At 60.9% G+C, this 11,828-nt stretch carries 11 protein-coding genes; 7 read left to right on the forward strand and 4 right to left on the reverse strand.

All coding sequences use genetic code 11. The features are described 5' to 3' along the window. The first annotated feature begins 72 nt into the window (after positions 1 to 72). The 6 genes from dibA to JOE34_RS05865 all read left to right on the forward strand — a co-directional run bounded on the left by dibA (position 73) and on the right by JOE34_RS05865 (position 6,321). Positions 73 to 1,992 carry a phosphodiesterase DibA gene (gene dibA / locus JOE34_RS05840; RefSeq protein WP_096137659.1) on the forward strand — a complete coding sequence of 640 codons (1,920 nt, stop codon included), beginning with the start codon at positions 73 to 75 and terminating at the stop codon, positions 1,990 to 1,992. A gap of 201 nt (positions 1,993 to 2,193) precedes the next feature. After that, positions 2,194 to 2,373, forward strand: coding sequence for a sulfur starvation response protein OscA (oscA, locus tag JOE34_RS05845; RefSeq protein WP_003318679.1), 180 nt, complete (start codon positions 2,194 to 2,196; stop codon positions 2,371 to 2,373). 152 nt (positions 2,374 to 2,525) lie between these two features. Beyond that, positions 2,526 to 3,536 carry a sulfate ABC transporter substrate-binding protein gene (locus JOE34_RS05850; protein WP_003413883.1) on the forward strand — a complete coding sequence of 337 codons (1,011 nt, stop codon included), beginning with the start codon at positions 2,526 to 2,528 and terminating at the stop codon, positions 3,534 to 3,536. 94 nt (positions 3,537 to 3,630) lie between these two features. Further along, positions 3,631 to 4,452, forward strand: coding sequence for a sulfate ABC transporter permease subunit CysT (gene cysT, locus JOE34_RS05855; protein ID WP_003421596.1), 822 nt, complete (start codon positions 3,631 to 3,633; stop codon positions 4,450 to 4,452). A 13-nt stretch (positions 4,453 to 4,465) separates the two neighbouring features. Next, positions 4,466 to 5,338, forward strand: a complete 873-nt coding sequence (cysW, locus tag JOE34_RS05860) for a sulfate ABC transporter permease subunit CysW (RefSeq protein ID WP_003421594.1) — start codon at positions 4,466 to 4,468, stop codon at positions 5,336 to 5,338. Between the two features lie 2 nt (positions 5,339 to 5,340). Continuing rightward, positions 5,341 to 6,321, forward strand: coding sequence for a sulfate ABC transporter ATP-binding protein (locus JOE34_RS05865; RefSeq protein WP_209995286.1), 981 nt, complete (start codon positions 5,341 to 5,343; stop codon positions 6,319 to 6,321). Between the two features lie 200 nt (positions 6,322 to 6,521). On the opposite strand, the gene JOE34_RS05870 is transcribed toward JOE34_RS05865, so the two are convergent. The 3 genes from JOE34_RS05870 to JOE34_RS05880 are packed head-to-tail and all read right to left on the reverse strand — an operon-like array spanning position 6,522 to position 9,492. Continuing rightward, on the reverse strand, positions 6,522 to 7,334 hold the full coding sequence (locus JOE34_RS05870; protein ID WP_003421592.1) for a sulfite exporter TauE/SafE family protein: 813 nt from the start codon (positions 7,332 to 7,334) through the stop codon (positions 6,522 to 6,524). Next, positions 7,327 to 8,580 (reverse strand): FAD/NAD(P)-binding oxidoreductase, encoded by a 1,254-nt coding sequence (locus JOE34_RS05875; RefSeq protein WP_003421591.1) that lies wholly within the window; start codon positions 8,578 to 8,580, stop codon positions 7,327 to 7,329. Before JOE34_RS05875 ends, JOE34_RS05870 begins: the two co-directional genes overlap by 8 nt. A 27-nt stretch (positions 8,581 to 8,607) precedes the next feature. Continuing rightward, on the reverse strand, positions 8,608 to 9,492 hold the full coding sequence (locus JOE34_RS05880; protein ID WP_003421590.1) for an MBL fold metallo-hydrolase: 885 nt from the start codon (positions 9,490 to 9,492) through the stop codon (positions 8,608 to 8,610). A gap of 266 nt (positions 9,493 to 9,758) precedes the next feature. Here JOE34_RS05880 and JOE34_RS05885 point away from each other — a divergent pair, with 266 nt between their 5' ends. Then, complete coding sequence (locus tag JOE34_RS05885; RefSeq protein WP_074955135.1) at positions 9,759 to 11,078, forward strand: sigma 54-interacting transcriptional regulator; 1,320 nt, start codon at positions 9,759 to 9,761, stop codon at positions 11,076 to 11,078. A 134-nt stretch (positions 11,079 to 11,212) separates the two neighbouring features. On the opposite strand, the gene JOE34_RS05890 is transcribed toward JOE34_RS05885, so the two are convergent. Further along, positions 11,213 to 11,782 carry a xanthine phosphoribosyltransferase gene (locus JOE34_RS05890; protein WP_003318411.1) on the reverse strand — a complete coding sequence of 190 codons (570 nt, stop codon included), beginning with the start codon at positions 11,780 to 11,782 and terminating at the stop codon, positions 11,213 to 11,215. Positions 11,783 to 11,828: the final 46 nt, after the last annotated feature.

An 11,828-nucleotide genomic window follows, 5' to 3' on the forward strand; every position in this document is an offset into this window, starting at 1 on the left:
CACCCTTGCAGATAAGCGTCGCAGGATGTTTCTTGCTTTATAATCCAGACCTTTCGTAAGGCTCGGTTTTTTATGTCCGATTATTCCCGTAACGCGCTGCGAACCGCCGTTCTGTATGGGCTGCTGTCGATTCTGTGGTTCGCGACAGGCAGCGCCCTGCTGTCTTTTTTCGTCAAGAATCCGGCTCGACTGGCCGTCGGACAACAGATGATCGGTTATGGCTGGGCGCTGCTCAGCACCGTCATGATCTTCATTGCACGTGACAGATTGAAGGCCATCGTCGGCGGTGAAGCGCTGTTTGAGCGCCAACAACAGGACTATGACCGACTGCTGCTGGCGGCAGTGGTGTTCGACAGCACGCGTGAGGGCGTACTGGTCAGTGATGCCGAAGGGCGCATTGTCCATGTAAATCGTGCGTTTGTGGACATCACCGGCTATCAGGCCGACGAGGTGCTGGGTTTCAACCCCAGCAAGTTCAAGTCCGGTCGTCATGGCCCCGAGTTTTATCGGCAGATGTATCACTCACTGCAGAGTGCCGGGCAGTGGAGTGGCGAGATCTGGAACCGACGCAAAAGCGGTGAAATCTATCCGCAGTGGCAAACCATCCGTAGCATCAAGGGTGAAGACGGGCAGGCCAGGCATTTTGTCGCGGTGTTTTCCGATATCACGGCCATCAAGCGCTCCGAGCAGGAACTGGCGCAACTGGCCCATTACGATGCGCTGACCGAGTTGCCCAATCGTCTGCTGCTGACCGATCGTATCAGCCAGGCGCTGACCTCGGCGCGCTCCAGCAAGCGCGGCTGTGCGCTGCTGGTGGTGGACCTGGACAACTTCAGAAACATCAACGACAGCCTTGGCCATAACATCGGCGACGAAGTGCTCAAGGCGGCTGCCGAACGCCTCAAAGCGCTGGCTGACAGCGGTATGACGGTCGCACGCCTGGGGGGTGACGAGTTCGCGCTGCTGGTCAAAAACTGTACGCACATGGTGCATGCCGCAGCGCTCGCGCAACAGGTGATCAATGCCTTCAAAGCGCCATACCCGATTGCCGGGCATCAGTTGTTCGTCAGTGCCAGTATCGGTATCAGCCTGTTTCCCGGTGATGCGCTGACTGCCGAGCAATTGTTGCGCAATGCTGATTCGGCGCTGTTCAAGGCCAAGAGCGATGGCCGCGAAGGGTTTGCGCTGTACACCGAAGAGCTGACCGCCCACGCCCAGCAACGGGTGCAACTGGCCAGCGAGTTGCGTCAGGCGATCGAGCAGGACCAATTGCGGGTGTTCTACCAACCGGTTTACGACCTGGTGACCGGGCGTATTTGCGCGGTCGAAGCGCTGGTGCGCTGGCAACACCCGACCCGTGGCATGGTGTCGCCTGGCGACTTCATCCCTATTGCCGAGCAGAACGGACTTATCGCCGATATCGATGCCTGGGTATTGAATACTGCCTGTCGGCAAATGCAGGCCTGGCTGGCAGAAGGCGTCTCGATTGCGTCCGTCGCGGTCAATGTATCCAGCCGTCTGTTCAGTCGTGGTGATGTCGATCGGCGAGTGGCTGAGGTCTTGAACGAGACCGGCCTCGATCCGGCATTTCTTGAGCTGGAAGTCACTGAAAGTGCCGTCATGGAAGACCCTGAACAGGCCATCGAGCAATTGCATCGCCTGCGTGAACTGGGTCTGAGCCTGGCCATCGATGATTTCGGCACAGGCTACTCATCGCTGCTGCGGCTCAAGAGCATGCCGGTGCAGAAGCTCAAGATCGACCAGGGGTTCGTGGCCGGGCTGCCGGGCGATGTAGATGACATCGCGATTGTGCGGGCGGTCATCGCGCTGGCGTCGAGCCTGGGCATGCGTGTACTGGCCGAGGGGATCGAACACGCCAATCAGGCTTCATTTTTGTTAAGCAACGGTTGCGAGTTGGGCCAGGGTTACTGGTTTGCCCGGCCCATGGCGGCGCAGTCTATCGATTGGACGCACGCCCCCGCGTTCAACTAGTTCAGCCTCTCACTGATAACACCGGCCAGGGTGTGCAATGCACTCTGGCAGAGTCACACCTCTCTAAAGTTCTTTTGGTTATATCTGCATTCTTAAATAGTCTTTTTAAGAATATCCGCACCTCACTATTATTGCCTCACTGCCATACGCCATCGCCCCCAGTCGCGAAGGCAGGCCTCTCACTTCTCAAGGAATAAGACAATGAGCGCATCTCTACGTAGTGTTGACGGTCAGGACGAAGCAGCCATTCTGCGTGAAATTCAGAGTGCGTTGCGTGACCTGCGTTTTGGTGCCGTCGAAATCACCGTGCACAACGCACAGGTGGTGCAGATCGAGCGCAAGGAAAAGTTTCGTTTGCAGAACCCTGCCAAGCAGAGCTGAAGCGGCAAGCACCCGACTGGTCAACCGGAGGGTTTCATCCTGACTCCTGATACCCCCCTGAAAAAAAGCAGCGCGCCCGTGCGAATGCCGCTCTGACGCGCCAAGAAGAAATCAAAAAAGCCGACACACCGTATTTCCAGGAGCTTCAATCTATGTCCATTCGCCGTTTTGCGCTGGCTGCTCTGGCCAGTGCTGTTTTCGCAGGTTCGGCTGTCGCCAAGGATTACGAACTGCTCAACGTGTCCTACGATCCGACCCGCGAGCTGTATCAGGACTACAACGCAGAATTCGTCAATTTCTGGAAAAAATCACATCCGGACGACAAGGTCGAGATCAAGCAATCCCACGGCGGCTCGGGCAAGCAGGCGCGTGGCGTGATCGACGGCCTGCGCGCCGACGTGGTGACCCTGGCACTGGCCGGTGACATCGACGAAATCGCCAAGCTCGGCAAGACCCTGCCCGAAAACTGGCAGACCCGCCTGCCGGACGCGAGCACGCCGTACACCTCGACCATCGTGTTTCTGGTGCGCAAGGGCAACCCGAAAGGCATCAAGGACTGGGGCGACCTGACCAAGGAAGGCGTCTCGGTGATCACGCCCAACCCGAAAACCTCCGGCGGTGCGCGCTGGAACTTCCTGGCCGCCTGGGCCTACGGCCTGAAGGCGGGCGGCGGTGACGAAGCCAAGGCCAAGGAATACGTGCAGACGCTGTTCAAGCACGTGCCGATTCTGGATACCGGCGCACGCGGTTCGACCATCACCTTCGTCAACAACGGTCAGGGTGATGTGCTGCTGGCATGGGAAAACGAAGCGTTCCTGGCGTTGAAAGAAGACGGCGGCAAGGACAAGTTCGACATCGTCGTACCGTCGCTGTCGATCCTTGCCGAGCCTCCGGTTGCCGTGGTCGACAAGAACGCCGAGCGGAAAGGTAATACCGAAATCGCGACTGAATACCTCAAGCACCTGTACAGCAAGGAAGGTCAGGAAATTGCCGCGAAAAACTTCTATCGTCCACGTGATGCCGAAGTGGCCGCCAAGTACGAGAAGCAATTCCCGAAACTGGATCTGGTGACTATCGACAAAGACTTTGGTGGCTGGAAAACTGCGCAGCCGAAGTTTTTCAATGACGGCGGCGTGTTCGACCAGATTTATCAGGCGCAATAAGCCGAATGAGGATGCCGCACGAGCGGCATCGCAGGTTTGGCCAAACAGCCCGGATTGACCTCCGGGCTTCGTGCAAGTGAAACCAGGGACTTTTATGTCGCGTCGTATCTCCCCCGTCATACCCGGCTTCGGGCTGACGCTGGGCTACACCTTGGTGTACCTCAGTCTGATTGTGCTAATACCGCTGGCCGCCATGTTCGTACATGCTGCGCAGCTCACCTGGGATCAGTTCTGGACCATCATCACGGCACCTCGCGTGATCGCGGCACTCAAGCTGAGTTTCGGCACCGCCTTTTACGCAGCCCTCATCAACGGGGTGATCGGCACACTGCTGGCCTGGGTGCTGGTGCGCTACACCTTCCCCGGCCGCAAGATCATCGATGCGATGATCGATTTGCCCTTCGCCCTGCCGACCGCCGTGGCCGGTATCGCCCTGACCGCGCTATACGCGCCCAACGGCTGGGTCGGCCAGTTCGCAGCTGATCTGGGCTTCAAGATCGCCTACACCCCGCTGGGCATCACCCTGGCGCTGACCTTCGTCACCCTGCCGTTCGTGGTGCGCACCGTGCAGCCTGTGCTGGCCGACATCCCCCGCGAAGTCGAAGAGGCCGCTGCCTGCCTGGGCGCACGCCCCCTGCAGGTGTTCCGCCACATCCTCGTGCCGGCGTTGCTGCCTGCCTGGCTGACCGGCTTCGCCCTGGCGTTTGCCCGTGGCGTGGGCGAGTACGGTTCGGTGATTTTCATCGCCGGCAACATGCCGATGAAAACCGAGATCCTGCCGCTGCTGATCATGGTCAAGCTCGACCAGTACGACTACACCGGCGCAACCGCTATCGGCGTGATGATGCTGGTGGTGTCCTTCATTCTGCTGCTGCTGATCAACCTGCTGCAGCGGCGCATTGAAACCCCATCCTGAGGAGGCGCAGAACATGTCTTATTCATCTGTTTCAGCCGCCGCCTCTGCCAACGCTGCACGTCGTGGCAGCGCGGTGTCGCGACGTATCCTGATCGGCCTGTGCTGGCTGGTGTTCGCCCTGTTTCTGGGCCTGCCGCTGTTCATCGTGGTATCCCAGGGCCTGAAAAACGGTCTGGGCGCGTTCTTTACCGCCATCCTCGAGCCGGACGCGCTGTCGGCGCTGAAGCTGACGGTCATCGCGGTACTGATCTCGGTGCCGCTCAATCTGGTGTTCGGCGTCAGCGCCGCATGGTGCGTGAGCAAATACTCGTTCCGCGGCAAGAGCATTCTGGTCACGCTGATCGACCTGCCGTTCTCGGTATCGCCGGTCATCGCCGGCCTGGTCTACGTGCTGATGTTCGGTGCGCAGGGGCTATTCGGGCCGTGGTTGCAGGATCACGACATCCAGATCGTCTTTGCCCTGCCGGGCATCGTGCTGGCGACCATCTTCGTCACTGTGCCCTTCGTTGCACGTGAACTGATCCCGCTGATGCAGGAGCAGGGCACTCAGGAAGAAGAGGCCGCACGGCTGCTGGGCGCCAACGGCTGGCAGATGTTCTGGCACGTCACGGTGCCGAACATCAAATGGGGCCTGATCTACGGCGTGGTGCTGTGTACGGCGCGGGCGATGGGTGAGTTTGGCGCGGTGTCGGTGGTTTCCGGGCACATTCGCGGCGTCACCAACACCCTGCCGCTGCACGTCGAAATTCTCTACAACGAGTACAACCACGTTGCCGCCTTTGCCGTGGCGAGCCTGTTGCTGATCCTGGCGCTATTCATCCTGCTGCTCAAGCAGTGGAGCGAATCCCGCATTAACCGTCTGCGCCATAACGCGGCGGAGGAATAATCATGTCGATCGAAGTCCGTAACGTCAGCAAGAACTTCAACGCCTTCAAGGCCCTGAACAACATCAGTCTGGACATCCAGAGTGGCGAGCTGGTGGCTTTGCTCGGCCCGTCAGGCTGCGGCAAGACCACTCTGCTGCGCATCATTGCCGGTCTGGAAACCCCGGATAACGGAAGCATCGTGTTCCATGGCGAAGATGTATCCGGCCACGACGTGCGTGATCGCAATGTCGGGTTCGTGTTCCAGCATTACGCGCTGTTCCGCCACATGACGGTGTTCGACAACGTCGCGTTCGGCCTGCGCATGAAGCCCAAGCGCGAGCGCCCGAACGAAACGCGCATCGCCGAGAAGGTCCATGAGCTGCTGAACATGGTGCAGCTGGACTGGCTGGCCGACCGTTATCCGGAGCAGCTGTCGGGTGGACAGCGCCAGCGCATTGCCCTGGCCCGCGCCCTGGCGGTCGAGCCAAAAGTGCTGCTGCTGGACGAGCCGTTCGGCGCGCTGGACGCCAAGGTCCGCAAAGAGCTGCGTCGCTGGCTGGCGCGCCTGCACGAAGACATCAACCTGACCTCGGTGTTCGTGACTCACGATCAGGAAGAGGCCATGGAAGTGGCCGATCGCATCGTGGTGATGAACAAGGGCGTGATCGAACAGATCGGCTCGCCGGGCGAGGTCTACGAGAACCCGTCCAACGACTTCGTCTACCACTTCCTCGGCGACTCCAATCGCCTGAGCCTGGGCGAGGAGGGTCACCTGCTGTTCCGTCCGCATGAGGTGTCGCTGTCCCGCCAGGAAATCGAAGACCACCACGCCGCCGAAGTCCGCGACATCCGCCCGCTGGGCGCGACGACGCGGGTCACCTTGAAAGTGGAAGGGCAGAGCGAACTGATCGAGGCCGAAGTGGTGAAAGACCACGACAGCCTGGTGGGCCTGACCAAGGGCGAGACGCTGTTCTTCAAACCGAAGGTCTGGCAGAAGCTTTAAGCCTGCGCAGGTGCTTATCGTTATACACAACTCTTGTGGGAGCGACCGGAGCGGCGATCCGCATTGCTCGCGAAGACGGTGTTTCAGTCGATGTATTTTCGGCGATTCTACCGACCCCTTCGCGAACAAGTTCGCTCCTACGCCCTCCGGGCAGAAGCCTTATCGTTCCCATGCTCCGCGTGCTCTGCGTCCTCGGGCTGTTATCGCACGGACAACGCCAGCATGAACGCCGCGACGATGCCGCATACGGCAAACAGCTGTTGCAGGCGTGGGCCGGCGAGGTAGCGGGCGACTTGTCTGCCGATGACCAGGCCGATGACTGCACCCAGCGCGAACGGCGCACCGACCGCCCAGTGCATCACCCCGCTCAGTGACGCGGTAATGACGCTGCCCATCGAAACCAGGGCGATCACGGCCAGTGACGTCGCCACGACACTCTTCATGTCCAGGTCGCTGTAGCGGGTCAGCGCCGGAATGATCACGAACCCGCCGCCCACCCCCAACAACCCGGACAGCAACCCGGAGCCCACGCCGGTCAGCGTCAGTGCGCGCAGGCAGGGCATGGTCCAGCGCAGGCGGCCCTGCAGCGGGTTGAGCACGCAGGGCAGTATTTCCGCACGCGGCGCCGGCTTGCCGTGGCGCAATTCGCGGCTGGCCCTGATGAACATGCGTCCACAGGCGTACAGCAGCACGACCGAAAAGACCAAAGCCAGCGGCGTATTGGGCAGTCGATGAGCGAGCCATAGGCCCAGAGGCGCCATCAGCACACCAATGGAGGCGATGTACCCGGCCGCGCGATAGCGGACGATGCCCTGACGCAGCCCCAGTACCGCACCGATCCCCGCCGCCAGCCCTACGGCCAACAGACCGACAGGCGCGGCTTCGACAATCGACAGGCCGAGACCGAAGACCAGCAGCGGCACGGCGAGAATGCCGCCGCCCGCGCCGGTCAGCGCCAGTACCATGCCGATGACGGTCCCCAGACCAACGCCCAGCAACTGATGCTCATCCATGCCGGGTGTCAGCCTTTTGCGGTTTGGCCAGCCATTCACGGCCCTTGAGCATGCCATGCCAATAAAGCGCGGGCAGCACTCGCGCTTTCAACCACCAGGCCAGTCGGGTCGGCTGGCGACCCTCCAGCAGCCAGCGCGGAAAGCTCGGCGCAACCTTGCCGCCATAGGTAAATTCGGCCAGCACGATGCGGCCTTTCTCGACCGTCAACGGGCACGAGCCGTAACCGTCATACACCGCTGCCCCATCCCGACGACCCAGCGCGACCAGCACGTTGTTGGCCACCACCGGCGCCTGCTTGCGTGCCGCTGCAGCGGTCTTGGCATTGCTGGTATTGGTGACGTCGCCCAGACCATGAACATTGGCGAACTGCCGGTGCTTCAGCGTGGCAGGGTCGACATCCACCCAGCCTGCGGCATCGGCCAGCGGGCTGCTGCGGATGAAGTCAGGGGCAATCTGCGGCGGCACTACGTGCAACATTTCGAAGCTTTGCTCGACGGTCTCGCTGCTGCCATCGGCCTGCGTGCGAATGAAGGTCGCGCGCTTGCCAGGCCCGTCGACGGCGACCAGCCGATGGCTGAACTTGAGGTCGATGGCGTAGCGCTCGACGTACTTCATCAGCGCCGGGACATAGTCGGCGACACCGAACAGCACGCCACCGGCGTTGTAGAACTGCGTATTGATCTGCGCGAGACGGCCGCTTTTCAACCAGTGATCGCAGGACAGGTACATGGCCTTCTGCGGCGCACCGGCGCATTTGATCGGCATGGGCGGCTGGGTAAACAGCGCGCGCCCCTGTTTCAGGTTCTGCACCAGCTTCCAAGTGTAGGGCGCCAGGTCATAGCGATAGTTGGAAGTCACGCCATTGGCCCCGAGCGTTTCCACCAGCCCGTCGATAGCCGACCAGTCCAGCTTCAGGCCGGGGCAGACCACCAGTTGCTGATAACCGAGCACACGGCCGTCGGCCAGCGTCAGCGTATTGTGCTGCGGCTCGAAGGTCGCGACCGCAGCCTTGATCCACTGCACGCCTGTGGGTATCAGCGAGGCCATGCTGCGTGCCGTCGACTGCGGGGTGAAGATCCCCGCACCGACCATGGTCCAGCCGGGCTGGTAATAATGGGTATCGGCGGGGTCGACCAGGGTGATCTGCAGGGTAGCATCGCGGGCCAGCAGGCTTGCGGCAGTAGCGATACCGGCAGCACCGCCACCGACGATCAGGATCTGACAGGTTGTTGTCGAAGCATTCATCACAGGGTTTTCCAAGGCGGGCAGCGGTCAAAGGGCATTGAGCGGGATCTTCAGGTAGACGACGCCGTTGTCTTCCGGCTCGGGAAAGTGTCCGCAGCGCATGTTGACCTGCACCGCAGGCAGCATCAGTACCGGCATGTCCAGCGTTGCGTCACGGGCTTCGCGCATGCCGACGAACGCGTCCTCATCCACCCCGTCGTGCACATGGATGTTGCTGGCGCGCTGTTCGGCAACCGTGGTCATGTATTTCAGCTTCCGACCATTGGGCAGGTAGTCGTGGCACATGAACAGCAGAGTGTCCGGCGGCAGCGCCAACAGCTTCTTGATCGAGCGATACAGCGTGCGCGCATCGGCACCCGGGAAGTCGCAACGAGCGGTGCCGTAATCGGGCATGAACAGCGTATCGCCGACAAACGCGACCGTGGCGTCACCGACTTGCACCAGGTAACTCATGCACGCCGGCGTGTGTCCGGGCGTGTGCATGGCCTTGACCTCAAGCGTGCCGAGGGCGAACGACGCGTTGTCCTCCAGCAGCACATCGAACTGGCTGCCATTGCGGGCAAAGTCAGACGGCGCGTTGAACAGCGTACCGAAGGTTTCCTGCACGGCAGTGATATGGCTGCCGATGACAATTTGCCCACCCAATCTCTGTTTCAGATACGGCGCTGCCGAGAGGTGATCGGCGTGCACGTGGGTTTCAAAAATCCACTGCACCGAGGCGCCCAGCGCCTGCGCCCGTTCGATCATCCGGTCGGCAGACTCGGTCCTGGTACGGCCGGACTTGGGGTCGTAATCGAGCACGCTGTCGATCAGCGCACATTGCTTGCTGTGCAGGTCCATCACCAGATAGCTGATGGTCCAGGTATGCGTGTCGAAGAGCGCTTCGACATGGAGTTTTTCACCGATGATCATGTGCAATTCCTGTGGCTGTAAATCGCCTCAAGGCCCATTTGGCCAGGCCGGACGGTTGGCAGTCGTTGCCATGATGTCTCAATAACCATGCCAATCACTGTAAAGCCTGTTAAGGCTAATAAATTCGGGGCGTTTTGCGGTTTTTCAAAACACCTCGATGGCCTGCCGCAATTCGCTGACTGCCACATTCTGGCAGTCATTTGGCAGTCAGTGGCACAAGCTGGCAGGCGAATGGGTTAAGCTGCGCCCAGTCCACAGGAGCACCCATGAACCTCATCGCCACCGATTTTCCCGGCAGTCGCATGCAGTCGCTGGTGTCATACCTCGAACATGATCTGCGACCGACCATCGTGCTCGACACCGACTACAACATCATTGCCGCCAACACTGCCTACCAGCGCCAGTTCGGCGTCGAAGGCACGCCGCATGTGGGCGAGAAGTGTTATCGGGTGTCGCATCAGTTTGCGGTGCCGTGCGATCAGGCCGGTGAGCATTGCCCGATGCGCAAGGCCCATGAAACACGGCTTCCGGAGCGTCTGTTGCACATTCATCACACGCCGCGCGGCCCCGAGCATGTGGATGTGGAGCTGCGGCCGATTCTCGACGATCAGGGTGAGGTGATCGCTTATGTCGAGCGACTGAGCTCGGTGGCGGTGGCATCCGTCCAGCCGCAGCAACATGGGCTGGTAGGGCGCTCGGCGGCGTTCAAAGAAGTGCTGGGCGCTCTGCAACGCGCTGCGCCCGCGCAGATTCCGGTGTTGCTGCAGGGCGAGTCGGGCACCGGCAAGGAATTGTTCGCGCGCGCACTGCACGCCAGCAGCGCCAGGTCCGCCGGGCCGCTGGTGGTGGTCGATTGCACCGGGCTTACCGAAACCCTGCTGGAAAGCGAGCTGTTCGGCTATGAGAAGGGCGCATTCACTGGCGCATTGCAGCGCAAGACCGGTCTGGCCGAAGCCGCTCATGGCGGGACGTTGTTTCTTGATGAGATCGGCGAAGTGCCGCTCGCCATGCAGGTCAAGCTGTTGCGGCTGATTGAGTCGGGCAGTTTTCGTCCGGTGGGCAGTCTGCGCACGGTGCACTCGGATTTTCGGCTGGTGGTCGCCACGCATAAACCGCTCAGGGAGATGGTCGCCGACGGCAGCTTTCGCCAGGATTTGTTTTACCGCATCAGCGCCTTTCCGATTCGCCTGCCGGCCCTGCGTGAACGCAGTGAAGACCTGCCGCTGCTGATCGATAGCCTGCTGCAACGCATCGCGCCTGGCGCCGCGCCGCGTGTCGACGCCGAGGCCATGAAGCTGCTGAGTTTGTACAGCTACCCCGGCAACATTCGCGAGCTGCGCAACATACTCGAACGCGCCCGTTTATTTACCGATGACGGCATCATTCGCGCGCAGGATCTGCCCGCCGAAGTACGTGGGCAGGGCGAGGCGGGTGGCGTGACGTACCGCCAGCAGGACGACAGCCTGGAAAAACTCGCCCATGCGCTGCGAGTGTTCAACGGCTCGCGCAGCGAACTGGCCAGAGAACTGGGACTGAGCGAGCGCACTTTGTATCGACGTTTGCGTGCCCTGGGGATTCCGCGCTGACGCACGGACGCTATGACGCAGAGCGTCACGAACGGCATTCCCATGCTGGAGCGTGCGGAACGATAACCGCAACTATCGTGCGGCGCTCCGCGTCGTATGCCTTTCCGGACGCTCCGCGTCCGCCCTCGGGAGCCTTACTTGAACGTCACAACCCCACCGGCCAGGGATTCGACCCGCGCCAGGGATTCAACGCGATAGCCCTGGGCGTCCAGTTCGGCGCGGCCGCCCTGGAAGGATTTCTCGATCACGATGCCCAGCCCGGCCACCGTGGCGCCGGCCTGTTTGATGATCGAGATCAGTGCCTGCGAGGCTTTGCCGTTGGCCAGGAAGTCGTCGATGATCAGCACCTTGTCGTCACTGCTCAGGTGGCGCGGCGAGATGGCCACGGTGCTTTCCACCTGCTTGGTGAATGAGTACACGGTCGCCGACAGCAGGTTTTCGGTCAGGGTCAGGGACTGGTGCTTGCGGGCGAAGATCACCGGCACGCCCATGTTCAAGCCTGCCATAACTGCCGGCGCGATGCCGGAAGCTTCGATGGTCACGATCTTGGTCACGCCAGCGTCGGCGAACAGTCGGGCGAATTCGTCGCCGATTTCCTTCATCAGCGCCGGATCGATCTGATGGTTGAGGAACGCATCGACCTTCAGCACCTGATCGGACAACACGATGCCTTCTTCGCGAATTTTCTTGTGCAGTGCTTCCACTTCAATTCCTTGGCTGCGCCATTGCGCAATAAATGATCAATAGGGT

It is taken from the genome of Pseudomonas sp. PvP028, assembly GCF_017832255.1.
In the GTDB taxonomy this organism is placed as follows: domain Bacteria; phylum Pseudomonadota; class Gammaproteobacteria; order Pseudomonadales; family Pseudomonadaceae; genus Aquipseudomonas; species Aquipseudomonas syringae.

Excerpts from the sequence above, each read along its gene's own strand:
- JOE34_RS05865 (WP_209995286.1), top strand. The coding sequence starts at position 5,341 with ATGTCGATCGAAGTCCGTAACGTCAGCAAGAACTTCAACGCCTTCAAG.
- JOE34_RS05850 (WP_003413883.1), top strand. The coding sequence starts at position 2,526 with ATGTCCATTCGCCGTTTTGCGCTGGCTGCTCTGGCCAGTGCTGTTTTC.
- dibA (WP_096137659.1), top strand. The coding sequence starts at position 73 with ATGTCCGATTATTCCCGTAACGCGCTGCGAACCGCCGTTCTGTATGGG.
- JOE34_RS05880 (WP_003421590.1), bottom strand. The coding sequence starts at position 9,492 with ATGATCATCGGTGAAAAACTCCATGTCGAAGCGCTCTTCGACACGCAT.
- cysT (WP_003421596.1), top strand. The coding sequence starts at position 3,631 with ATGTCGCGTCGTATCTCCCCCGTCATACCCGGCTTCGGGCTGACGCTG.
- JOE34_RS05885 (WP_074955135.1), top strand. The coding sequence starts at position 9,759 with ATGAACCTCATCGCCACCGATTTTCCCGGCAGTCGCATGCAGTCGCTG.
- oscA (WP_003318679.1), top strand. The coding sequence starts at position 2,194 with ATGAGCGCATCTCTACGTAGTGTTGACGGTCAGGACGAAGCAGCCATT.
- JOE34_RS05875 (WP_003421591.1), bottom strand. The coding sequence starts at position 8,580 with ATGAATGCTTCGACAACAACCTGTCAGATCCTGATCGTCGGTGGCGGT.
- cysW (WP_003421594.1), top strand. The coding sequence starts at position 4,466 with ATGTCTTATTCATCTGTTTCAGCCGCCGCCTCTGCCAACGCTGCACGT.
- JOE34_RS05870 (WP_003421592.1), bottom strand. The coding sequence starts at position 7,334 with ATGGATGAGCATCAGTTGCTGGGCGTTGGTCTGGGGACCGTCATCGGC.